Genomic DNA, 20,635 nt, shown 5'->3' on the forward strand with positions numbered 1-20,635 from the left:
AAATGGCACCTCATATTTGGGTGCCATTTTCAGTGTTATTTCCAGTCGATGCAGTATCCTAGGAACCGCTTCGAATCGATGGGATCGAAGCCCAGTTTCTTGCGAAGCTTCTTGCGAAGCTTGCTGATGTGGCTTTCGACCACATTCTCTTCGACGTCCTCGTCGAACACACCGTAGATGGCGTTGAAGATCTGCGACTTGGAAACCCGACGGCCGCGATTGGCAATCAAGTATTCCAGGATGCGGCGTTCGCGCCGTGGAAGTGCAAACGCTTCGCCTTCGACTTCCGGATCGCGGCCATCGGAGAAAACCCGGATCGCGCCGATGTCGGTGTGATTGGCAACCGCGTTCAGGCGGCGGCGGATAGCCGCTGCCCGTGCCAGAATTTCCCTTGGATGAACCGGCTTGCGCACAACATCGTCGACACCGCAGTCGAAAAGCGCAAGCGTGGATTCCAGGGACGGCTGATCGCTGACAGCGATTACCGGTGCACTGCTGCGTCCACGGATTGCCCGTGGCAAATCATGAATCAGGTCGCCCTGACCAATCAAAAACGCCTCGATTGCAGCAATATCGGCTTCCGCTGCCGAATTCACCCAATCTGTAAATTCTTCCGGATCAAACCCGGTAGAAGGAACGCCTTCGCGCCCAAACAAAGACGTGTAACCGTCTTTCACTATTTCTCGTTCATCAACCACTACGATCATTCGTCCGCCTCCGAATCAATATCGCATCTCAGTGAGAGAGTGATACGAATCGTCAGGAATCTGGGCAACTAGAGGAAGTAACAGGGGCTTGCTAATAATTGATTAACCATGTTGCGCCGATTTGGTACTAGATCTAGTGGAAAAAGGGTGGCCTCCGCATAATGCGCGGTGGAAAATTAATTTTTGAGAAAATGCTCACTTGAAAACGCAGTTTGAACGCATTCTCTCACCGGCAGCCGTAAACAGATATTAGATTTCACTAATTGCTATTTCAGGTTGCGCTCGGACCGCAAAAATTCGTCGCGTTCCGCGTCCATTTTCCGAAGTCGGTGGCAACAAGATTGGCGATCACCCGGCACACATAGCGCTGCTGCGCCGGATTGTTGTTGGGACCGGCATGATATCTGGCGACTGCCATCGTCCATGTCTCGTGCTTGTCGTGCAGCCGTTTCAGAAATAGCGCCGCATATTCGACGTTCTTTCTCGGGTCGAGCATGTCCGGAACCGAGGCAAACTCCTCGCCATGGAAGTGGTGATTGATCTGCATGCAGCCGAGATCGATCAGCTTGGCGCCCGTGCTCTTCGCCTGGGTAAAGAGCTGCATTGCCTCCTGCACAGACGACGCGAAATAGGCCTTGCCTTCGATATTCAGCGCATAGGGACTGAGCGATCCCTTGCGGCCGGTCTCGGTCAGTCCCACCGAGTAAAGGATGCCTTCAGGGACGCCGTATTTTCGCGCTGCGGCCTGGATCTGGGCCTCGCAGATGCTGACCTGTTCCGAGGTGATCTTGCCGTTTCCAGTCTGGCCAGTCCCTGGCTGGGCGGTTCGGGCCTGATCGCGCCGCTGCGGCGCGCCGGCGCGCTTCTGCGTCCCCGGCTGCGCGGCGTTGGGCACGTCTGCCTGCTGAGGAGGCTGCTGGGTGGCGTAGAGCTGCCAGGCGCGGGCTTCGAGCGCGCTACAGGTAAATGTCGCCAGTGCCAGTGCTGCCGATGTCAGTTTCAACGACAGTCTCATTGCGCTTCTCCATGTCGTTGCGATTGCCGTCGTTGGAGCGGCCACCCTGAGCCTGTCCCTGCTGGCGGGCTGCCTCGCCGTCACGGGCGAGCTGCTGCTGTGTCTGGGCGCCGCTGCCGCCCTGCTGCTGGTCTGCAGACGAGTTCGAGCTGTCGGTCGACGGCGCCATGCTGACGGTCACCTGGTCGACGTTGAAGCCCTGGGCCCGCAAGGCATCGAGCATCGGCTTGCTGTCATCGCTGAGCTCGCGATAAGCCATGCTGCTGTGGACGGTAAGATGGATGCTCAGCTGATCTCCCACCAGCCGCATATGCGCGGTCACGGTACCGAGATTGTCGGGCGTCAGCTGGAGCTTGAGCGTATTGACCACGCTGCCGGTGCCGGAACTTCGGGTCGGATCGGTCAGCGCGGAAGACGGCTGCATGGCCGCGGTCCATTCCCTGTTGCTGGAGGCGGCACTCAAAAGATTGCTGGCATTTTCGCCGACGCCAAAGCCGAGATAGCGTCGCGAGTCGAGAACCGTGACGGTTTCGGTGTTGGCTGTGCCTGGAAGGCTGTCCTGCAGGTCGGATCCACCGTCCGCGCCTGTGACGATCGACAGGCTGACAGCCGCAATCGCATCTCCGGCTTTCTGGAAGCGGTAGGATTTAACGTCTGTCTGGGGTTCTGCCTCGCCCGTATCGAGGAAATCGAACGACGTGGCAGCATCCGTGTCGTCGGACGGCATGGTGGCGTCCGTCTTATCGTTCGGGATCCCCGTCTCGGTCACGGAGATCATGGCCGACACTGCGGCTATATCCGCGGACTGGGCCGGGTTACCGGTCTCGACGCTGGCCGTCAGATTGAGCAGTGCCGCTGTTGAGAGTGCAGCCGTTAAATCTGGCCCAGCGGCAGCAAGCTCCGCTCCCTCGCCTTGATCATCCGTCACGTCCCTCGACGTTGGGTCTGCGGCCTTCGCCTTGCCATTCTCGACAGTGGCCGTCGCGACGCGCTTGGTCGCAGCGGCGACAAGTTGCGTGACGTCTATCTGCCCACTAGCAGGGTCCTGGCTGCCAGTCTGGTCCTGACCGGATGGGACTTCGGGCGAGGTCTTTCCGCCAAGGTTGTCTTTGACAGCGACATCTGTGGTCGGTGCCGGAACGGGTTGGGCGGCCGGCTGCTGCAATTGCAGCTGCGGGTCCGCGATCGGCACCTCGGCTGTAGCCGGGGTCGGCGTTGCATTAGATGGTGGGGCGGTCTCCGCCGGGTCCGTCGCCTTGAAGTTTGCAGCGAGCGACGTCAGGTCGGTGAGCGACTTGAAGCGGGAGCTGCCGAGCGAGACCGTTCCGCTCTCGGATCCGTCCTCGGCGACGGGCTTGCCGTCCTCGGTCGTTTTTCCGGTATCGGCATCCGCATCGGTGAGCACCTGGGCGAACTGCCCGGCTTCACCGTTCTGCGACGATGCCTTTCCAAAGAGATTTCCGACCGGACCGTCTGATACTGTCTTAACCGAAGCATTCGCTACGTTCGTCATCATTGTGCCTCTTCGCTCAAAAGGTCGTCGATCTGCTTCAGCTTCATTCGGTTCTGGTCGACATAGGTCTGGAGGCTCGCCTCCATCTCCGGATTGGGAGTGGCTGCCGCGGGCTGTGCGGCCGACGCAGACGTGGTCGGCGCCAGCGCTTTAGGCATTGCGGCGGGCGCCGTCGGCGCCTGGCCTGCCGCTTGCGTCTGGGCGGCCACAGGCTCTGCCGATACGCTCGAGGTTTCGGGCGCCATCAAAATCTGTTCGACGACCTTTTGTGCTGCCGCGCGCAGGTTCCTGTCGCGTTCCGAGAGCGCGCCATCCGGGATCTGCGACAGACTCTTTGCCGCTTCCACAACGTTACTGGACGAAATGCTGGCAAGATCGCCATACAGCTGCCCGATCGCATTGTTCTCCGAACCGGGACTGGGGGAGAGACGTTCCGCGTTCAATGCCGCAAAGCGAGCCAGATCCTTGTTGCCCGCGAGCAAGGCGCGCCTGGATACCCGGAGGTAGAATTCGTGCGCGCGCGGATCGTCCATCATTGAGACGACGTCGGTCCAGCGGCTCCGGTCACCCTTGCCGTCATCGTCAGTGGCAAGTTGCACGAACATGTCGATAAACTGGCTGGCATAGGGAGAATAGAGAAAACGACGGACGTATTTCGCCGCCAGATCGAAGCCCCTGCCCGGCTCCGTCGGCAGGATCACGGCGAGCGACCGTCTGAGCGCTGCCTCTTCCAGATTGGTCCCGGGTGCGAGCAGCCGAACCTGATCGAAATAGCCGATCGCCTTGGCGGGGTCGGCATTCGCCGTGATGTTGCCGGCGACGAGCGCCAGATAGGGGCCAACCGGGCTTGTGCCATACTCCTTGACCAACCCCTCGAATGCAGCGACCGCCGTCAGGCCCTGCCCCTGGAAATAGCGACGGAGAACGCGCGCCAACCGGCCATCGAATTCACCGTCGACATCGCGTGCCGCAAGAAAATCCAGCGTCTGCGGATTGCCGCCACTCATGGCGAATACGAAAACCGCATCGACGTTGCGGGGATCCTTGAACACATCAGGTGATGCCGTGCGTAGCCGCTGGTCGAGTGTCTTGAGAAGGAAGCGCTGCATTTCGTTGGCGGAATGATCGCCCGCGACAATCGCGTCCTGCAGATATTGCAGGGACCGGATCATCTTGTATGGCTCAAGATCCTCACTGGCCACGGCGTTGCCCGCGGCGGCGAGAAAAACCCCGGCGACCAGTGAGCGCAGCAAGTTATGGCGATCGCGCGAACGCATCATCTCGATTTATCCGTTGCCCAGCAGGATTTCGATACGGCGATTGGCGCCGCTCATCGGATCTTCGACGTTTTGAAGTCGCCGGTCGGCAAATCCAGAGACCTGCTTTACCCTCTCCTCGTTCAAGCCGCCCCGCACGAGCATGTAATAGGCCGCATGCGCGCGGGACATAGACAGGCTCCAATTGTCTCCGGTGCGTCCCTTGAAAGGCCGTCCGTCCGTGTGGCCACGAATGATCACCGACCCTGGACGCGCGGCCAGGAGTTTGCCGATCTTTTCCATGGCGAGCACGAGCTCCTTGCCGGGCAATGCGGATCCGACATTGAACATCGCGGTATTTGCTTCGTCCGAGATCGTGATCAGCGTGCCGCCTTCGGCCGGCTGCACCACGATGCCCTCGGCCAGCTTGCCGGCAATCCCGGCGACCTGCGCCTGAATTTCCTTCTGAAGCTCTTCGGCCTTGTCCTGTCCGGCGGCGTCGAGTTCAGCCTTTGCCTTCTTGACCGATGCATCGGAAGCATCGGGCGCTGAGACGGCATCCGGCTTTACCGATACTGGGACAGTTTCCACCGCGGGCGGCTGGGAAAAGGCGCTCGCCTGCTCGCCCGGCAGACTCGTGTCCGAAGCAAGCTTGGCTTGCGCCGGGGTGTCGAGCTGCTTGCTCCAGAAATCCGGATCGAAAGGATCGCGATAGGCTTCTCCGCCATCCGCACCGGTGGACGGACCGGAATCGCTCGCGCCGCCCTCGCCCTTCGTGCTGACATTGGCCTGTTGGCCTACTTCCTGAGCGATGCTGGCAAGCACGGAATAGGGATTCTGGAACAGAGCTGCTTCGGAAAAGGTCATGTCGTCGCCAGAGGCGGAAATGGACTCGCCATCCATGCCTGCCTTGCCGCCGCCCGTCTTGTCGTTCTCCACGGTGGACTTCTTGTCGGAATCTTCGCCCTTGGCCTGATCCGACGGCTTCTTGATGCCCTTGGATGCGGGCGTGTCGTCGGACAGCGGCACGGGATTGAAATAGCTCGCGAGCGATGCCTTCGTTTCCTCATTGGCGGCGTTGACCAGCCACATGACGAGAAAGAAGGCCATCATGGCGGTCATGAAGTCGGCGAACGCAATCTTCCACGCACCGCCGTGATGGCTGTCGTGATCGCCGCGGTGACGCTTGATGATGATGATTTCGTTTTTGCCGTGATGATGGTTCTCAGCTTCGCTCATGCCAGCACCCTCTCAAGGTCGGCGGCAAAGGCAGAAAGGCGCGTCACGAGAAGCGAATCACCGATCTCGACGCGGATGTCGGTGTCGTCTGTGTGGACGAAAGACACCGCATCGCCTTTCTCCTCTAGCTGGGCTTTGAGAAGATCGCAGAGATGCACCGGTCCGAAGACCGTAATCTGCTCCAGAATTTCCTTGGCGAGCGTCGGTTTCAGCTCCTCGACAAGCTCGTTGATAGCGCCGCGCATCACCTGTTCTTTGAGCAAGGGAGACAGAACGCGGGCCGTCGCCTCGGACAGTTCGGCAGAGACCCGTGACGCGAGATCCGGAAGAGCCTTCGAGAGATAATCGGCCAACCCGTCCTCGAACTGGAGGCGCTGCTGTTCGATCTCCTGCGCATGCTGTTCCTTCAGCGCCTCGAGCTCTTCGGCATGCTGCGCCGTCAAGGATTGGGTCGCCGCAAGATGACCTTCATCATAGGCTTCGCGACGCTCGGCCTCGAGATCGACTTCTACCGTCTGCGCAAAGCTTTCCAGCGCCGGCATCTCGGCGGGCGACGCAAAGTGAGAGGGCGTTTCTATCGGGGCCGCAAGCAGCGCAGCCTCGGCGCCGAAATCTCTGAGATACCGCGCAAGTGGGGAATTCATCAACGCACTCCATCAACGTCGTTTGCGGAACAAGGCCGCAACGTCTCACGCATCGCCCGTTCTGTGATGCTCCACACCGGCCTCCGGCCCGCGCCCGATCGCCGGGGCGGCGGAGTTCGCCATGGGAATAGATCAGAAATTAGGAAGTTAAACTTGTGCGAGGATGATGCAGTCCTCGTGAACCTGAACGACAAGGTGCGACGACACCAGATACCTGACACCTACGCCGCAAGAGCCGTACCGCAAATGCAATCGGCCGCGCTCGAAAGCGCGGCCGGCATAGTTTCGCTGGTATGTTCAATCTTACTGCTGGAAGAGCGTAAGAATGTTCTCGGAGCTGGAGTTTGCAATCGACAGCGACTGGACGGCCAGCTGCTGCTGCGTCTGCAGAGCAGACAGTCTGGCAGACTCTTCTTCCATGTCGGCGTCGACGAGGCGGCTGATGCCTTCCTCGATCGCATCCGTCAGAGTTCCGGCATAGCTGGTCTGAAGGTCGATACGGGTGGTCAGCGCGCCGAGGGCAGCACCTGCATCCGTAAGGCTGGAGAGAGCCAGTTCGACATTGTCGAGATATTCTGCGAGTTCTGTGTCCGTGGTGGCGGCCGTCAGGGTGATGTCCATGACATCGCCAAGAAGACCGCCCGAACCGACGCCGTCGGCATCGATGGAGCCGAACATGGCGTTGGTTGCAACGTCATAGGATGCCGTCGTGACTTCGACTGTACCGTCGTCGTTGCGGATGAAGCCGTCGACGACCGATTCCGGGTCGGCGCCGGTAGCGGCGACCATCCAGTTTTCACCGCTGAACGAAGCGCCCTGGGCGATCGAGGACAGCTGTTCCTGCAGCTTGGTGATTTCAAGCTGGATCTGTGCCTTGTCGGTCGAGTTTTCGTTCGCGGTGACGATCTTCGACTTGATTTCGTTGACGACGTCGATAGCGCTTTCCATGGCGGCGTAGGCCGTATCGACCTTTGCAGCACCAACTCCCAGAGCGTCGGTCGCAGCCACCAAAGCGTCCTTGTCGGAACCCATCGTGGTCGAGATCGACCAGTAGGCAACGTTGTCGGAGGCCTCGGATACGCGATAGCCCGAGGATACACGGCTCTGCGCCTGCTCCAGGCTATCGTTGATACCCCTCAACGTCTGAAGTGCAGAGTTTGCGGCGTTGTTGGTCAAGATGCTGGTCATTAAAACTGCCCCTTATGGCATTGGATGGGAGGGCATCCCGGGTGTTCCGGTAACGACGATCAGCTTCATGCCTGCCGCGCCCTTGCATTCGGCTCGCCGTTGCGATGGATACAGAAAATCATCTTATGGTTAATGGAGGGTTAAAGCGGGAACAAAAGTTAACGCGTGCTGGAACATTTTCAGCTTTCGCGAACGAAGATTAATGGGCGGTAGGTTTTGCGGGAGCGTGAACGAATGCCTCCACGGTCTGTTCGCAGGATAGAGTTGGAAAGGATCCCATCGTTTCACCGGAGCTGAATCGCGGCTCCAACGCCGCTGCGCGTTCCACCTTCGGACAGCCTGGCGAACATACCTGCAACGGCGTGATTTTGCTGTTGTTTTGAAGTCATTAACCACGCTGGAAGCTGTTTTAGCAATGCCGCCAGATTTAAGACCTTGGCAAGGAATGGCTGCGAAATTGCAGCCTAGATGACGGGCTTGGATCCGGTAAGGAACAAGAGGCATGAAGCCGGACCGTCATTTGCCGGTGACACTACCGAACCCGGTATGTCCTCCTTTTTTGTATAGAGTCCAAGGGGACAATCCATGACTAGCATCAACTTCAATTCTTCTGCTTCGTCCGCTCTTCAGACACTGAGCACCATCAACAAGAGCCTGGAGCAGACGCAGAACAGCGTTTCGACCGGCTACAAGGTGAGCAAGGCTTCGGACAACGTTGCCTACTGGTCGATCTCGACCACGATGAATTCCGACAAGGGCGCCCTCAACGCTGCTTCCGACGCTCTGGGCGTTGGCGCTGCCAAGGTTGATACCGCCTATGCCGCCATGGAAAGCGCCATCGACGTCGTCAACGAAATCAAGGCGAAGCTTGTTACCGCTTCGGAAAGCTCGACCGACAAGGCTCAGATCCAGCTCGAAGTCGGCAAGCTGAAAGAACAGCTGTCCTCGATCGCCGAAGGCGCTTCGTTCAGCGGTGAAAACTGGATCGTCAAGGGCGACCAGGACTCTGCCAGCGTTGTCGACGGCTTCGTTCGCGACGCAGACGGCGCTGTCAAGGTCACGACGGCAACCTACGACATCGAAACCAACGCACTGTTTGACTCGGTCACAGCCGGCGTCGGCAGCGGCGGTATCCTCGGCGATCTGATGGCGACTGCCGATCTCACGGACTCGACGAGCGACACGGACATCGCAACCTACCTCTCAACTGTTGAAACGGCTCTTTCCAGCATGACGATCGCTGGCGGCGCACTTGGTGCTCTGACCACCCGTATCGACCTGCAGTCGGACTATTCCGGCCAGCTGTCTGACGCGATCGAAGAAGGCGTAAGCCGCTTGGTCGACGCCGACATGGAAGAAGAATCTGCCAAGCTGTCTGCCCTGCAGACCCAGCAGCAGCTCGCCATCCAGTCGCTGTCGATTGCCAACTCCTCTTCGCAGAACGTGCTCTCGCTGTTCCAGTAAGAAGACCAACCTTTACCTTCTGGTTTGTTCAAGAAAAGCCCCGGGTCATCCCCGGGGCTTTTTCCGTACCTTCGATCGGATCATGGTAAAGAAAGATATTTTTTCTCGTCAAAGATCGTCAGCCTTCGGACTTCATTAACGTTAATGCTGTTATCTAAGCTCATCTAAGCGGCGGGCCGGAATGAGTGAGTATTTTCCGACTGGCATGATGCACTCAGGCCGCTTTCCGGTGCTTCCGGAATGTCCCCTCCTTTTTGTTTTGCCTAGGGGTTTAGTAACATGACGAGTATCCTTACCAACACTGCAGCGAATTCTGCACTTCAGACGCTCAGCAACATCAACAAGGGCCTGGAAGACACTCAGGACCGCGTTTCTTCCGGCTACAAGGTCAGCAAAGCATCGGACAACGTTGCTTACTGGTCGATCTCCACCACAATGAATTCCGACCAGAAGGCCCTCAACTCCGCTACCGACGCGCTTGGCGTTGGCGCTGCGAAGGTCGACACGGCCTATGCCGCGATGGAAAGCGCCATCGACGTCGTCAACGAGATCAAGGCCAAGCTGGTTACGGCAACGGAAACCTCGACCGACAAGGAACAGATCCAGCTCGAAATCGACAAGCTGCAGGAACAGCTGTCGTCGATCGCGCAGGGCGCTTCCTTCAGCGGCGAGAACTGGATGGTCACTGGCGACCAGACAGACGGCGGTACGGTCGTAGACGGCTTCATCCGCAGCGATGACGGTACAGTCAAGGTCACGTCCGCCTCCTACGACATCCCGACCTATGCTCTGTTCGATGACGTGTCAGGCGGCGTCGGCACCGGCGGCGTCCTCAACGACACCATGGACATCGATCTCGCCACGATCACTGACGAAACCGACATCGCAGCGATGCTCGACACTGTGGAAACTGCTCTTGCGAGCATGACCATCGGCGGCGCCGCTCTCGGTGCTCTGACTACCCGTATCGATCTCCAGACGGACTATTCCAACCAGCTTTCGGACGCCATCGATGAGGGCATCAGCCGTCTCGTAGACGCTGACATGGAAGAAGAGTCTGCCAAGCTGTCTGCCCTGCAGACGCAGCAGCAGCTCGCTGTCCAGTCGCTGTCGATCGCGAATTCCAGCTCGGAAAACATCCTCACGCTCTTCCAGTAAGACGCGTTTGGTCCAACATACGAAAGAAAGGCCGCGCTCAATGCGCGGCCTTTTTTCGTCACGTTGTCCGGGAATAAAACTTCGCCTTGAAGAAGGCGCCGTGCCTTACGAGAACGATCTCACCAGCGAGCCGACGAGAAGGTTCCAGCCGTCGATAAGGACGAAGAAAAGGATCTTGAACGGCAGCGAGATCGAGGTTGGCGGCAGCATCATCATGCCCATCGCCATCGTGATGCTGGCAACGATCATGTCGATGACGAGGAATGGCAGGACGATGAGAAAGCCGATTTCGAAGCCGCGGCGGATTTCCGACAGCATGAATGCCGGGATCAGCACGCGGTAGTCCGTCTGCGCGCCGAGCGTGACCGTCTGGCCGCGTTCCCGGGCGATGTCGACGAACAGCGCCACATCCTTGTCGCGGACGTTGGCAATCATGAATTCGCGGAACGGCTGGGCGATCCGCTGTATCGCTTCGGCCTCGTTGATCTGGTTCTGCAAAAGCGGCTGTGCGCCATCCTGCCAGGCACGGTCCATCGTCGGCGCCATGACGTAGAAGGTCATGAACAACGCCATGCTGGTCAGGATCATGTTGGACGGTGTGGTCGACAGGCCCATGCCGGACCGCAAGATCGAGAAGGCGATGATGAAGCGCGGGAAGCTCGTCACCATGATCAGGATGCCGGGCGCGATGGATAGAACCGTCAGCAGGCCGAAGGTGCGGATGATCCAGGCGGAAACCGAGCCGTCGACCGGCAGGTTCAGCATGTCCAGGGCAGACTGTTGCGCATTCGCCGCGTCGGGTAACGCAGCGAAGAGAGCAAGAACGGCTAAAAAACGAATCATTCGATGATGAAAGTCCTGAACACCAGATCAGCAACCTTGCCCTGAGACCTCAGCTTGGCGCGTTCCTTCAGGTCATCTCGGAGATAACCGAAGCCGCGTGGCCCCTGAATTTGCTGCAGCGACAAGGTCCGCATATAGGCGAGTATATCTTCCTGAATGGAAGCCGCCACCGCTTCATCGATGTTTTCACCGAATATTAACGAAACCTCGAGGCGGACCATGCTGTCCGAAGGATAGGCGAGGTTGGCAATGATCGGCTCCAGCGGCCGGACGTGGCTCGCACCGGCAGCGGCGCCGTGCTCCCCTCCCCCAGCAGGAGCCGCGGCTGCGCCGTGACCGGCGGCAGGTGCCTCCTCCACGACCGGCGACGGGACGATCATCTTGCCGACAACCCAGCCTCCGCCCACGCCGACGACCGTCAGTCCCAGTACGGCCGCCGCAGTCATCACCAGGGAAGACTTTTTCTTCGCTGGTTGATCCGCCGTGAGGCTGGCGTCGGTCATGGTGGCTAAACTCCGCTAGTAGTGAGGGACATCGAATTGCGCCCGGTCAGATCGGCGAGAAGATGTCGCTGATCTGCTGGCCGACCGGCGGCTGCTGGACTTCCATCAGGCGACCGCGGCCACCGTAGGAAATGCGGGCTTCGGCGATCTTCTCATAGGATATCGTGTTCTCGGCATTCACGTCCTGAGGGCGCACGATGCCGGCAACGTTGAGGATGCGGATCTCATGGTTGACGCGCACTTCCTGCGAGCCGCTGATGATGAGATTTCCGTTTTCGAGAACGCCGGTGACGACCGCGGCCACGAGAAGCGTCAGCTTCTCGGCGCGGCTGATGGAGCCCTTGCCGTTCGACTGGCTGTCGGAATCAAAGCCCGCCGTCGAATCTGCCTCCGGCTTCCAGCCAAGGATTTCCGCGGCGGCCTGCCAGTTGGTGGTCTTGGAATTCTTGCGGCTGCGATCCGTCTCGTTGTCAAAGCTCGCCTTGTCGTTCATCGAGATATTGACCGTCAGGATGTCGCCCACGTTCAGCGCGCGGGCATCCTTGAACAGGGCGCCCTGGCTGTCGCTCCACAGCGAGAAGCCGCTCGCCATGTGGCGCGGCTGCTTCGGATACATCGACATCTGCTGCGTCTGGCCATATTGCAGGCCGCTGCCGATCGGGCTCATGGCCGGCGCATTGCCGATTTCCTTGATGGTCGTCATCTGCCCGTTCTGACATCCGGCGATCAGCGATGTCATCGCAAGAAGAGCCGTGAGTTGCTTTTTCATGACGGGTCCTTGGAGGTATTGGGGTCTGCGGCGCTCGCCATGATCATTGCGACCATGGCAGCCTTCTGGGCGTCCATTTCGGCAAGGATCAGTCCCGATTGCCGCGGTGGCAGCTGCATGATGATGGCGGCTGCAATGTTGATGTTCATCTGGTCGAACTGCGGCGCGACTTCGTCAGCCTTTGCCGTCTTGTAGATTTCGACCAGACTGGCCTTGGCGCTGGCCAGGAACGCGTTGCGTTTCTTCAGCCAGTCCTGATATTCGGCGCGCCGATTTTCGAGCTCGGTGATGCGCGTGTTGATGTCGCCCTGCAGCTTTTCCAGTTCCTGCTTCTGCAGGAGATAACGCTGGTCGCGGGCCGAATCGACGATGTTGCCGCAGAACTGCTGGACTTCCTGCTGGCTGCCACCGGCTTCCTGTGCGGCGCCAAGAAGTTGCGGCTGCTGCTGCGCGCGGGCGCCCGGTAGGAGGCAGAGCGAGAGAGCGGCGGCGATCAGATAGACCGAGCTGCGAGTGCCGAGAACCGGGAACCTGCCTGAAACTGTGTCGGTCATTGCAGAACGAGCTCCGCTTGCAGGGCTCCGGCAGACTTTATCGCCTGGAGGATCGAGATGATGCCGTCCGGCTTGACGCCGATATTGTTCAGGCCGGCGACCAGCGTCTTCAGATCAGGTCCGTCGATGACGGCAATCGGTCCGCCGGTCTTTTCGGCCATGATATCGGTCTGCGGCTGCACCGCCGTTTCTCCCCTAGAGAACGGTTCGGGCTGGATGACCTGCGGCGTCTCCGTGACCTGAACAGTCAACGTGCCGTAGCTGACCGCAACCCGGGCGACCCGGACATCGGCGCCGATGACGATCGTACCGGTGCGCTCGTTGATCACCACGCGTGCGGGGGCGTCGGTCTGGACCACGAGATTTTCGATGTCGCCCATCAGGCGGGTCAGGTCGGCTGAGCGCGGTTTCTGGACAACCACTTCCTGGCTGTCGCGCGCTTCGGCGATCGGATCGCCGAAGGTGCGGCGGGCATAGGCGTTGACGACATCGGCGATACGAACCGATGTCGAGAAATCCGGGTTGCGAAGCTGCAGCACCAGATTGACCGAATCCTTGAACTTGGACGGAAGCTCGCGCTCGATGATCGCTCCCGACGGCACACGACCGGCTGTGGTGACGCCTTCGGTCAGTGTCGCAGCAGCACCCTGTGCGTTGAAGCCGGAGACGATCACCGATCCTTGCGCGACGGCATAGATCTGTCCGTCGGCACCGGTGAGCGATGTCATGATCAGCGTGCCGCCCCGCAACGAGGTGGCGTCGCCGAGCGAGCTGACATTGACGTCGATGCGGCTGCCGGGGCTTGCAAACGAGGGAAGATTGGCGGTGACCATGACCGCAGCAATGTTCTTGGCGCTGGACTGACCGCCCTGCGTCGAGATGCCGAGGTTCTGCAGCATGGCGCGCAGCGACTGATCGGTGAACGGAGACGAACGCAGGCTGTCGCCGGTTCCCTGCAGACCCACGACCAGGCCATAGCCGATCAACTGGTTCTCGCGACCGGACTGCAGCGAAGCGATATCCTTGATGCGGGACGACGTGGCCGTGGCATCGGTGACGGGCAGCATCGTGATGACCGCGATCGCCGCAATCATCAGTTTCCGGACCATACTCATTTCTGAACCACCTCGACGCTGCCGTCCGCCATCACCGTGCCGTTGACCATGACGCCCGTATCGAGGTTCCTGACCTTGATGACCTCGCCTGTCATCGCATCGTCCATGGGCGCGCCGCGGGCAGCGATGACCATGCGCTGCGACGAGAAGGTAAGCCTGACACTTGTGCCGCGCTTGACCGTGAAAGGATCGCGGAGAACGTTCAAAGGAATGGTGCGGCCGGCAAGCAGCGTCTTGCGCGTGACCTTGCCGACCACCTGATCCAGCGAACTGGCATAGCCCGGCGCGATATTCGGATTGGTGACGGCCACCTCGCTGACGAACGCCTCGCCGATCGTATCGCCCGGATAGATCGTGGTGCTGGGCACGACGGCATTGCGCGGCTCCGCGAATGCCGCCCCCGGCAGGATGAGCGCGCTCAAAAGCGCCCCGGCCAGCCAGGTCTTCATTCCGGTTTTCCAGCTGCTTGCCCGACCGGTTTTCCGGACGTTCTCTTGCCAAAGCATCATGCTCGGTCCGCCTTCTATCTTCCGCTACTTGAGGTTCTGGCTGACGATCTGCGCCATCTCGTCGGCGGTGGTGATCACCTTCGAGTTCATTTCATACGCACGCTGAGCGGAGATCAGATCGGTGATCTCCTTGACTGAATCGACGTTGGAGTTCTCGAGATAGCCCTGCTTGAGGTAGCCGAAGCCAGTCTCCTGCGGGTTGGCGACCACCGGCTGCCCGGATGCCGCCGTTTCAGAAAACAGGTTGTCGCCCAAAGGCTTCAGACCGGCATCGTTGACGAAGTTGGTCAGAGTGATCTGGCCGAGTTCCGTCGGGGTCGTCGATGTCCCGATCGTCGCATTGACGATCCCGTCTTCGCTGACGCTGACCGACGTCGCGTCAGTCGGAATGGTGATTTGCGGGATGACACCGTAACCGTCGGCAGTCACCAGTCTTCCGTTGGCATCCTTGTTGAAGGACCCGGCGCGGGTGTATAGGGTCTCACCGTTGGTGCCTTCGACCATGAACCAACCACGCCCGACGATCGCCATGTCGAGATCGTTGCTCGTCTGGGTGATTTCGCCCTGGATGTGGAGCTTGCGGACGGACTGCGTCTGAACACCGAGACCGATATTGGCACCTTCCGGCACAGCGGACTGATCGGCGCGGTTGGCGACGCCCGAAGCGCGCTCGGTCTGATAGAGAAGGTCGGTAAACTCGGCACGCGACCGCTTGAAGCCGGTCGTGTTGATGTTGGCGATGTTGTTTGCGATGACTTCGAGATTGGTCTGCTGCGCATCCATGCCGGTAGCGGCAATTGCTAGTGCTCTCATGGTCTCTGCTCCAGTCTCTAGATCTGCATCTTGGTGATGTCGAGGTAGGCGGACACGATCTTGTCGCGGAACGCCGTTGCCGTCTTCAGCGCCTGTTCGGCCTGGAGAACGGCATCGACCACTTCACGCGTGTTCGCCTTACCCTGGATGCCGGCAAACGATGCAGTTTCACCGCCCTTGACGGCGTTGATCGCGTCTGTTGCCATGCTGCCCAGGACATCACCGAAGCCCGGTCCTGCAACGGCCGTCGTTGCCGCGTTGACCGCGGTGCCGAGAACATTTGCTGCCGTATTGTCGCCGGAGACGCCGTCGGTCTGCTTTGTGAACAGGCCGAGGCCCTCAATAGGATTGATCATCTTTAACCTTTCAAGAGATCGATGGTCGCCGAGATCAGATCGCGGGACTGGCGAATGCTCTGGAGATTTGCCTCGTAGCTGCGGTTTGCTTCACGCAGGTCTGCCATTTCGATCAGCATGTTGACGTTCGGCATCTTGACGACGCCGTTTGCGTCCGCTGCCGGATTGCTGGGGTCGAGTTCTTCAACGAAGTCACCCTTGTCGACACCGATCTTCTGGACGCCGACGGTCCTGACCCCTGTTGCCCGGTCGAGTTCGGCGCCGAACGTCACCGTCTTGCGGCGATAGGGATCGGCACCCGGCGTATCGCCGGTGGTGCGGGCGTTGGCGATGTTTTCCGACACGATGCGGAGCCTGGTCGCTTCCGCTTCCATGCCGCTGCCAGAAATCTTGAGGGCTGCTGATAAAGGATCCATTGGGCTCACTTGCCGACTGCGGTCAACATCATGTTGTGGAACGCCTTCACCAGCTGCGTATTCAGCTCGTACTGGCGCTTGATCTCCCCGCTCTTGGAGAGTTCGCTGGCAACAGCAACCGTGTTGCCCGACTCCTGATTGCCGATCTCGTTGTTGAGATCTTCGTCCCTGACGTCGACATTGTCCGAGCCGAGGCCGACGCTGGCGAAATGGGCCGAATTGGTGCGCGCCATCGGGATGTTCGAGGCGTCGAGTACCGATTGGAACGGCGTCACGTCCTGTGCCCGGTATTGCGGTGTATTCGCGTTGGCGATGTTGGTGCTGACGACTTGTTGCCGGATCGACAGCCACTCCGCCTGCCTGGAGGCAAGCTCAAACAATTGGATCTGTTGCATCACGTCTTCTCCGTCTTCTCGACAAAGGAGTAAGATTAGAAACTTGCGTGGGACTTGTGCTGATGCCCGCAGACCCGCGGCGAGCCCGGCATCCAAGATGAATCCTGCGTGGGTGCGGACCCGTTGCACGAGGTTTTGCCGGTCGACCGTTGAGGCCTAATTAACTTTCTGTTAAACATAAGCTTACAAATTGCTACAAAAGCGATGGGCCTGCGTCTTCGACCAGGCGGGCATGAAGCCATTCGATCGCAGCCAGATGTTTTGGCAAAATCCCTTAGTTTTCAAGGATCATGCCTGATGTCCGACGCTATCTCCGTCAGCTATATCCAGAGTGCGTTGCAGACTCTGCTGTTCACCAGTGATTCGCTGGAAGAGGCACAGAAGCGTACCTCCAGCGGCTACAAGATCAATTCCCCGGCGGATAATGCGAGCTACTGGTCGGTCGCAAATTCGATGACGTCGGACACGAAAATTCTGAGCAGCGTGAACGATGCGCTCGGTCTTGGCGCCGCAAAGGTCGATGCCGCCTATTCCGCTGTCGAATCGTCGATCGATATTGCCGACCAGATCGTGGCCAACCTGACCACCGCCAAGGAAGACGGTGTCGACCAGAGCGCCGTCAACGCCACAATCAGCGATCTCAAGGCCAGCCTCTCGTCACTGATCAAATCCGCATCGTTCGGGAGTGACAACTGGCTTTACAACTCGTCGGAGGCCGACGCTGGCGCGAAGACCGTTCCGGCCTATTTCCAGCGCAGTGTGTCGGGTTCAGTATCGCTGTCCTACGCGACATTCGATGCAACAAATTCCACGCTGATCGATACCGGCGATGCAAACCGCGGGCTTCTTACGAGCTCGATCGATCCGAGTACTCTTGCCTCGAACGGAACCGGCTCGGGCAAACAGTATTATCTGCTGGACGCAGGGTCGGAGATCGCCACGGATGGTTCCCCGATCGAACTGACCGACGAGACGACGTCCGAAGACATCGACGACATGATCAACGTCATGAACTACATTCAGCAGAAGCTGACGACGCTCGGTTCAACGCTTGGGACGATGTCGAACCGGATCGATACCCAGTCGAGCTTCGTTTCGAGCCTGGCGGACGTGTTTGACAAGAGCATCTCGCACCTCATCGATGCGGACATGGAGGCGGAGTCGACCAAGGTCAGCGCCTATCAGGCCCAGCAGGAGCTTTCGTCCCAGATCCTCGGCATGGCCAATACCCATCTGCAGAGCCTCGCGACCCTCTTTAGGTAGGGCGGCCCTCTTCAGCGCCACGGCTCTGAAATTATCGCAATAAAAAGCCTCGGACGCCGGTGAACTGACCCCATCGAAGCTGGATACAGCTTTGATGGGCAGCGTACGGACGTGCCGAAGCTTTTTGCTGTGCTGCCAGTTGCTTACTGGGCGCTCTCGTACATTTCTCCGGTGGAGGTGACGATCACCCATTTGCCGTTCTTCTGGGTAAGCGCGGCCAGACGGCTGTTGTCCGGCAGGACCGAACCCGTCTGAACAATGTACATTCCCCGATCGTCCTCAATCATCGCGCGTCCGTTGGCCACGTGAAGAAGACGGAAGCTGGAGCGTCCCGGGAACGGCTGCTGAGTGCCCGTGTCCTCGCCCTTCGCATCGGCCGCGCCCGCCTTGGGAACTGTTGCCGTTACAAGCAGGTCGGCCGGGTCCTCGGGCGGTCTGCGGGCCACCGACATCGGCGGCACTTCGACCACGTCGCGCTGACGGAAGCTGCGCAGGTCGCGCAGTTGCTCCCAACCCGAAACGTTGACGCCGAACTTATCTTCGTTGAGGAAGACGTACCACGGGAACATGGCGGCGGCGACGGCGAGCAACAACGTGCCGCCCTTCAGCGTGATGTCTGCCGCCGTGGTCTTTTCGTCCGACTTCTTCTTGAAGCGTTTTGCCAGTTTCTGCCGTTGCGTGAATTTCATCCCCAATCCCTCATCAACCCCTCTTGAGAGCCGGCATCTGGCCCTGGGCCGCGACATTGCGCAGCGCGATGGCCAGCTCCGCGTAGGCATCGGCAACGCGCTTGTCGCCGGGCGTCTGCTTCAGCACTTCATAGATCGCGGGCACCTGCCTCACCGCCATGTCGAGATCGGCATCGGTCCCTTGCCGGTAGCCGCCGATCAAGCGCAGATCGCGGGTTTCCTCGAAGCGATGCATCAGTGTTTTCAACCGCATGACCAGTTTCTCCTGGTCGGGCGTCCAGGCCTTTCGGGCGAGACGCGAGATCGACGACAGGGGATTGATCGGCGGGTAGCGACCTTCGTCGGCGAGACCGCGCTCCAGCACAATGTGCCCGTCGAGAATGCCGCGGGCGGAGTCGGAGACCGGATCGTTGTGGTTATCGCCGTCGACGAGGACGGAAATGATGGCGGTGATCGTGCCGCTGTCTTCGAGGCCCGGCCCTGCCCGTTCCAGCAGTTTGGGCAGTTCGGTAAACACCGAAGCCGGATAGCCGCGCGAAATCGGCAGTTCGCCGCCGGCGATCGCGACTTCACGCACGGCATGCGCAAAGCGCGTCACGCTGTCTGCGATGAACAGCACGTTTTCGCCCTTGTCGCGAAAGTGCTCGGCGATGGTCATGGCAATCAGCGGCGCCATCTTGCGCAGCATCGGGCTTTCATCGCTCGTGGCGACCACGGCGATGGATTTCTTCATATTCTCGCCCATCGTGTCTTCGATGAACTCGCGCACCTCGCGGCCGCGTTCACCGACAAGGGCAATCACGACGCGGTCGAACGCATCGGCGCCGGCCATCATGGACAGGAGCGTCGACTTGCCGACGCCGGAGCCTGCGAAAATGCCGAGACGCTGGCCGAAACACAGCGGTGTGAAGATATCGATCGCCTTCACGCCGGTGCGGAAACCTTCCTCGACACGGCGTCGCGACATGGATGGCGGCGCGGTGCTCATGATCGAGCGCGCCACGTCGCCCTGCACAAGCGGACCGCGGTCGTCGATCGGCCGGCACAGCGCATCGATGGCGCGACCGCACCAGCTGTCATGCGGGGAGACCTTGAACTCCCCGATGCGCAGAACGCTGTCATGAATGCCGATTGGCTCGCCCGGCTCGATCGGGCAAATATGAACCTGGTCGGACTCGACCTTGATCACCTGGCCGAGATGCGTACCAACACTGCTGCAATGCTCGACGAAGTCGCCCAGCCTGACATGTTTCGAAAGGCCGCTGACGGTGTAATAGGTCGCGGAAATTGCGGTGACCACGCCGCCCGGTGCAAACGCAAAGGCCGGCCCGGTGTGGCGCCCAACGAGGGCTGCCAAGAGATCGAGCTTGTTTGCCGGGCCGTGAACTGTCTGACTTGCGGTCATGAGGGATCGTTTTCCGGCTTACTGGCTACCGCCCAAGGTCTTGATGGCCTCGGTGAAGCTGCTATCTGTGGAGCTGAGAAGCGAGGAAATGCTTTCAAAATTGCGGCTGATCGAAATCAGCTCGGTCATCTGGCCGATGCCGTTGACGTTCGACTGCTCGATAAAGCCCTGCATGACGCCGACGTCGCTGTTGTCGACGACCGGCTGTGCCGGTGACGACGGCAGGACGCCGCTGTTTTCATAGCGCAGATAGCCCTTGGAAAGATCGGCCTGGAAGAGGCCGAGCGAAGCGACAATCCTGCCGTCCTGCATGATGCGACCATCGGTGCCGACCGAGGGCGGGCCGCCGTTGCGGTCGAGCTGGATGGCGCCACCGCCGGCATCGAGAACCGGATAGCCGCGGATCGACTGGAGTTCGCCCGTGTCTGCCATGGTGAAGCGTCCGTCACGGGTCAAGACCTGGCCCGCCGGCGTATCGATCGCCATCCATGCGTCACCCTTGACCGCAAAGTCGAGAGGGTTGCCGGTCTGCTGCAGTTCTCCCGATCTCGTGGAGAGGTAGTCGTTGCCCTGCGACACGAAGGAAACCGACGCGGAGATGTTGTTATCGATCTTGGCGAGCATCTGGTCGAACTTTACTTCGGTCGCCCGGAAGCCGACGGTGTTCATGTTGGCCATGTTGTCCGCGACGGTCGTCAACCGCCGCTCAAGCGCCATTTGGGCCGACAGGCCAACATAAATACCAGATTGCATCGATGGATCTCCTGAGATGAAGCGGCTCCTACCATCGAGGAATCGCCGAGCGGCCTGAACCGGCCTTC

At 59.8% G+C, this 20,635-nt stretch carries 23 protein-coding genes; 3 read left to right on the forward strand and 20 right to left on the reverse strand.

Annotated elements, in window-relative coordinates; genetic code table 11:
- Positions 1 to 35 precede the first annotated feature (35 nt).
- The 7 genes from ACQY1L_RS12110 to ACQY1L_RS12140 form a co-directional block, all read right to left on the reverse strand.
- Positions 36 to 707, reverse strand: coding sequence for a response regulator transcription factor (locus ACQY1L_RS12110; RefSeq protein WP_062453796.1), 672 nt, complete (start codon positions 705 to 707; stop codon positions 36 to 38).
- 271 nt (positions 708 to 978) lie between these two features.
- Positions 979 to 1,494 carry a transglycosylase SLT domain-containing protein gene (locus tag ACQY1L_RS12115; RefSeq protein WP_062454870.1) on the reverse strand — a complete coding sequence of 172 codons (516 nt, stop codon included), beginning with the start codon at positions 1,492 to 1,494 and terminating at the stop codon, positions 979 to 981.
- 169 nt (positions 1,495 to 1,663) lie between these two features.
- Positions 1,664 to 3,238 (reverse strand): flagellar hook-length control protein FliK, encoded by a 1,575-nt coding sequence (locus ACQY1L_RS12120; RefSeq protein WP_430240999.1) that lies wholly within the window; start codon positions 3,236 to 3,238, stop codon positions 1,664 to 1,666.
- Positions 3,235 to 4,515 (reverse strand): chemotaxis protein, encoded by a 1,281-nt coding sequence (locus ACQY1L_RS12125; protein ID WP_430241000.1) that lies wholly within the window; start codon positions 4,513 to 4,515, stop codon positions 3,235 to 3,237. The genes ACQY1L_RS12120 and ACQY1L_RS12125 overlap by 4 nt, the downstream gene beginning before the upstream one ends.
- 6 nt (positions 4,516 to 4,521) lie before the next feature.
- Positions 4,522 to 5,730 (reverse strand): MotB family protein, encoded by a 1,209-nt coding sequence (locus ACQY1L_RS12130; protein ID WP_430241001.1) that lies wholly within the window; start codon positions 5,728 to 5,730, stop codon positions 4,522 to 4,524.
- Entirely contained in the window at positions 5,727 to 6,374 is a 648-nt protein-coding gene (locus tag ACQY1L_RS12135; protein WP_062453800.1) for a hypothetical protein, read from the reverse strand. The genes ACQY1L_RS12130 and ACQY1L_RS12135 overlap by 4 nt, the downstream gene beginning before the upstream one ends.
- Before the next feature lie 303 nt (positions 6,375 to 6,677).
- Positions 6,678 to 7,562 (reverse strand): flagellin, encoded by an 885-nt coding sequence (locus tag ACQY1L_RS12140; protein WP_092661188.1) that lies wholly within the window; start codon positions 7,560 to 7,562, stop codon positions 6,678 to 6,680.
- A gap of 585 nt (positions 7,563 to 8,147) precedes the next feature.
- Between ACQY1L_RS12140 and ACQY1L_RS12145 the strand changes: the two genes are divergently transcribed.
- The gene (locus ACQY1L_RS12145; protein ID WP_113109495.1) at positions 8,148 to 9,026 is read left to right on the forward strand and encodes a flagellin; all 879 of its coding nucleotides are present in this window, start codon (positions 8,148 to 8,150) and stop codon (positions 9,024 to 9,026) included.
- 279 nt (positions 9,027 to 9,305) lie between these two features.
- The gene (locus ACQY1L_RS12150) at positions 9,306 to 10,184 is read left to right on the forward strand and encodes a flagellin (protein ID WP_092661184.1); all 879 of its coding nucleotides are present in this window, start codon (positions 9,306 to 9,308) and stop codon (positions 10,182 to 10,184) included.
- Positions 10,185 to 10,289: 105 nt separating this feature from the next.
- On the opposite strand, the gene fliP is transcribed toward ACQY1L_RS12150, so the two are convergent.
- The 10 genes from fliP to flgB form a co-directional block, all read right to left on the reverse strand.
- Positions 10,290 to 11,027, reverse strand: a complete 738-nt coding sequence (gene fliP / locus ACQY1L_RS12155) for a flagellar type III secretion system pore protein FliP (RefSeq protein WP_062453804.1) — start codon at positions 11,025 to 11,027, stop codon at positions 10,290 to 10,292.
- Positions 11,024 to 11,530, reverse strand: a complete 507-nt coding sequence (locus ACQY1L_RS12160; protein ID WP_092661182.1) for a flagellar basal body-associated FliL family protein — start codon at positions 11,528 to 11,530, stop codon at positions 11,024 to 11,026. Before ACQY1L_RS12160 ends, fliP begins: the two co-directional genes overlap by 4 nt.
- A 46-nt stretch (positions 11,531 to 11,576) precedes the next feature.
- Entirely contained in the window at positions 11,577 to 12,299 is a 723-nt protein-coding gene (gene flgH, locus ACQY1L_RS12165) for a flagellar basal body L-ring protein FlgH (RefSeq protein ID WP_062453806.1), read from the reverse strand.
- Positions 12,296 to 12,853 (reverse strand): MotE family protein, encoded by a 558-nt coding sequence (locus ACQY1L_RS12170; RefSeq protein ID WP_184654070.1) that lies wholly within the window; start codon positions 12,851 to 12,853, stop codon positions 12,296 to 12,298. Before ACQY1L_RS12170 ends, flgH begins: the two co-directional genes overlap by 4 nt.
- Positions 12,850 to 13,947: a flagellar basal body P-ring protein FlgI gene (locus ACQY1L_RS12175; protein ID WP_371816134.1), complete on the reverse strand. Its 1,098-nt coding sequence runs from the start codon at positions 13,945 to 13,947 to the stop codon at positions 12,850 to 12,852. The genes ACQY1L_RS12170 and ACQY1L_RS12175 overlap by 4 nt, the downstream gene beginning before the upstream one ends.
- 17 nt (positions 13,948 to 13,964) lie before the next feature.
- Positions 13,965 to 14,417, reverse strand: coding sequence for a flagellar basal body P-ring formation chaperone FlgA (flgA, locus tag ACQY1L_RS12180; RefSeq protein ID WP_244473995.1), 453 nt, complete (start codon positions 14,415 to 14,417; stop codon positions 13,965 to 13,967).
- A gap of 84 nt (positions 14,418 to 14,501) precedes the next feature.
- Positions 14,502 to 15,290 carry a flagellar basal-body rod protein FlgG gene (gene flgG / locus ACQY1L_RS12185; RefSeq protein ID WP_062453809.1) on the reverse strand — a complete coding sequence of 263 codons (789 nt, stop codon included), beginning with the start codon at positions 15,288 to 15,290 and terminating at the stop codon, positions 14,502 to 14,504.
- Between the two features lie 17 nt (positions 15,291 to 15,307).
- Positions 15,308 to 15,646, reverse strand: coding sequence for a flagellar hook-basal body complex protein FliE (locus tag ACQY1L_RS12190; RefSeq protein ID WP_062453810.1), 339 nt, complete (start codon positions 15,644 to 15,646; stop codon positions 15,308 to 15,310).
- Positions 15,647 to 15,648: 2 nt separating this feature from the next.
- Positions 15,649 to 16,062: a flagellar basal body rod protein FlgC gene (gene flgC, locus ACQY1L_RS12195; RefSeq protein WP_062453811.1), complete on the reverse strand. Its 414-nt coding sequence runs from the start codon at positions 16,060 to 16,062 to the stop codon at positions 15,649 to 15,651.
- 5 nt (positions 16,063 to 16,067) lie between these two features.
- The gene (gene flgB, locus ACQY1L_RS12200; RefSeq protein WP_062453812.1) at positions 16,068 to 16,457 is read right to left on the reverse strand and encodes a flagellar basal body rod protein FlgB; all 390 of its coding nucleotides are present in this window, start codon (positions 16,455 to 16,457) and stop codon (positions 16,068 to 16,070) included.
- Between the two features lie 297 nt (positions 16,458 to 16,754).
- Here flgB and ACQY1L_RS12205 point away from each other — a divergent pair, with 297 nt between their 5' ends.
- Positions 16,755 to 17,720 carry a flagellin gene (locus ACQY1L_RS12205; RefSeq protein ID WP_062579095.1) on the forward strand — a complete coding sequence of 322 codons (966 nt, stop codon included), beginning with the start codon at positions 16,755 to 16,757 and terminating at the stop codon, positions 17,718 to 17,720.
- Between the two features lie 143 nt (positions 17,721 to 17,863).
- Here the strand turns inward: ACQY1L_RS12205 and ACQY1L_RS12210 are convergent, their stop codons facing one another.
- From ACQY1L_RS12210 to flgF, 3 genes are read right to left on the reverse strand one after another with little or no spacing between them, the layout of a single operon-like run.
- Positions 17,864 to 18,409 (reverse strand): flagellar protein, encoded by a 546-nt coding sequence (locus ACQY1L_RS12210; protein ID WP_113109493.1) that lies wholly within the window; start codon positions 18,407 to 18,409, stop codon positions 17,864 to 17,866.
- Positions 18,410 to 18,422: 13 nt separating this feature from the next.
- Positions 18,423 to 19,814 carry a flagellar protein export ATPase FliI gene (gene fliI, locus ACQY1L_RS12215; protein WP_430241002.1) on the reverse strand — a complete coding sequence of 464 codons (1,392 nt, stop codon included), beginning with the start codon at positions 19,812 to 19,814 and terminating at the stop codon, positions 18,423 to 18,425.
- Positions 19,815 to 19,832: 18 nt separating this feature from the next.
- On the reverse strand, positions 19,833 to 20,567 hold the full coding sequence (gene flgF, locus ACQY1L_RS12220; RefSeq protein ID WP_062453816.1) for a flagellar basal-body rod protein FlgF: 735 nt from the start codon (positions 20,565 to 20,567) through the stop codon (positions 19,833 to 19,835).
- Positions 20,568 to 20,635: the final 68 nt, after the last annotated feature.

Source organism: Neorhizobium sp. DAR64862/K0K3 (assembly GCF_050500185.1).
Lineage (GTDB): Bacteria > Pseudomonadota > Alphaproteobacteria > Rhizobiales > Rhizobiaceae > Neorhizobium > Neorhizobium soli.

Excerpts from the sequence above, each read along its gene's own strand:
- flgC (WP_062453811.1), bottom strand. The coding sequence starts at position 16,062 with ATGGATCCTTTATCAGCAGCCCTCAAGATTTCTGGCAGCGGCATGGAA.
- ACQY1L_RS12205 (WP_062579095.1), top strand. The coding sequence starts at position 16,755 with ATGTCCGACGCTATCTCCGTCAGCTATATCCAGAGTGCGTTGCAGACT.
- flgB (WP_062453812.1), bottom strand. The coding sequence starts at position 16,457 with ATGCAACAGATCCAATTGTTTGAGCTTGCCTCCAGGCAGGCGGAGTGG.
- ACQY1L_RS12120 (WP_430240999.1), bottom strand. The coding sequence starts at position 3,238 with ATGATGACGAACGTAGCGAATGCTTCGGTTAAGACAGTATCAGACGGT.
- fliI (WP_430241002.1), bottom strand. The coding sequence starts at position 19,814 with ATGACCGCAAGTCAGACAGTTCACGGCCCGGCAAACAAGCTCGATCTC.
- ACQY1L_RS12130 (WP_430241001.1), bottom strand. The coding sequence starts at position 5,730 with ATGAGCGAAGCTGAGAACCATCATCACGGCAAAAACGAAATCATCATC.
- flgH (WP_062453806.1), bottom strand. The coding sequence starts at position 12,299 with ATGAAAAAGCAACTCACGGCTCTTCTTGCGATGACATCGCTGATCGCC.
- ACQY1L_RS12175 (WP_371816134.1), bottom strand. The coding sequence starts at position 13,947 with ATGATTGCGGCGATCGCGGTCATCACGATGCTGCCCGTCACCGATGCC.
- fliP (WP_062453804.1), bottom strand. The coding sequence starts at position 11,027 with ATGATTCGTTTTTTAGCCGTTCTTGCTCTCTTCGCTGCGTTACCCGAC.
- ACQY1L_RS12210 (WP_113109493.1), bottom strand. The coding sequence starts at position 18,409 with ATGAAATTCACGCAACGGCAGAAACTGGCAAAACGCTTCAAGAAGAAG.
- ACQY1L_RS12125 (WP_430241000.1), bottom strand. The coding sequence starts at position 4,515 with ATGATGCGTTCGCGCGATCGCCATAACTTGCTGCGCTCACTGGTCGCC.
- ACQY1L_RS12170 (WP_184654070.1), bottom strand. The coding sequence starts at position 12,853 with ATGACCGACACAGTTTCAGGCAGGTTCCCGGTTCTCGGCACTCGCAGC.
- flgG (WP_062453809.1), bottom strand. The coding sequence starts at position 15,290 with ATGAGAGCACTAGCAATTGCCGCTACCGGCATGGATGCGCAGCAGACC.
- ACQY1L_RS12110 (WP_062453796.1), bottom strand. The coding sequence starts at position 707 with ATGATCGTAGTGGTTGATGAACGAGAAATAGTGAAAGACGGTTACACG.
- flgA (WP_244473995.1), bottom strand. The coding sequence starts at position 14,417 with ATGAAGACCTGGCTGGCCGGGGCGCTTTTGAGCGCGCTCATCCTGCCG.
- ACQY1L_RS12150 (WP_092661184.1), top strand. The coding sequence starts at position 9,306 with ATGACGAGTATCCTTACCAACACTGCAGCGAATTCTGCACTTCAGACG.
- ACQY1L_RS12160 (WP_092661182.1), bottom strand. The coding sequence starts at position 11,530 with ATGACCGACGCCAGCCTCACGGCGGATCAACCAGCGAAGAAAAAGTCT.
- ACQY1L_RS12145 (WP_113109495.1), top strand. The coding sequence starts at position 8,148 with ATGACTAGCATCAACTTCAATTCTTCTGCTTCGTCCGCTCTTCAGACA.
- ACQY1L_RS12135 (WP_062453800.1), bottom strand. The coding sequence starts at position 6,374 with ATGAATTCCCCACTTGCGCGGTATCTCAGAGATTTCGGCGCCGAGGCT.
- flgF (WP_062453816.1), bottom strand. The coding sequence starts at position 20,567 with ATGCAATCTGGTATTTATGTTGGCCTGTCGGCCCAAATGGCGCTTGAG.
- ACQY1L_RS12140 (WP_092661188.1), bottom strand. The coding sequence starts at position 7,562 with ATGACCAGCATCTTGACCAACAACGCCGCAAACTCTGCACTTCAGACG.
- ACQY1L_RS12190 (WP_062453810.1), bottom strand. The coding sequence starts at position 15,646 with ATGATCAATCCTATTGAGGGCCTCGGCCTGTTCACAAAGCAGACCGAC.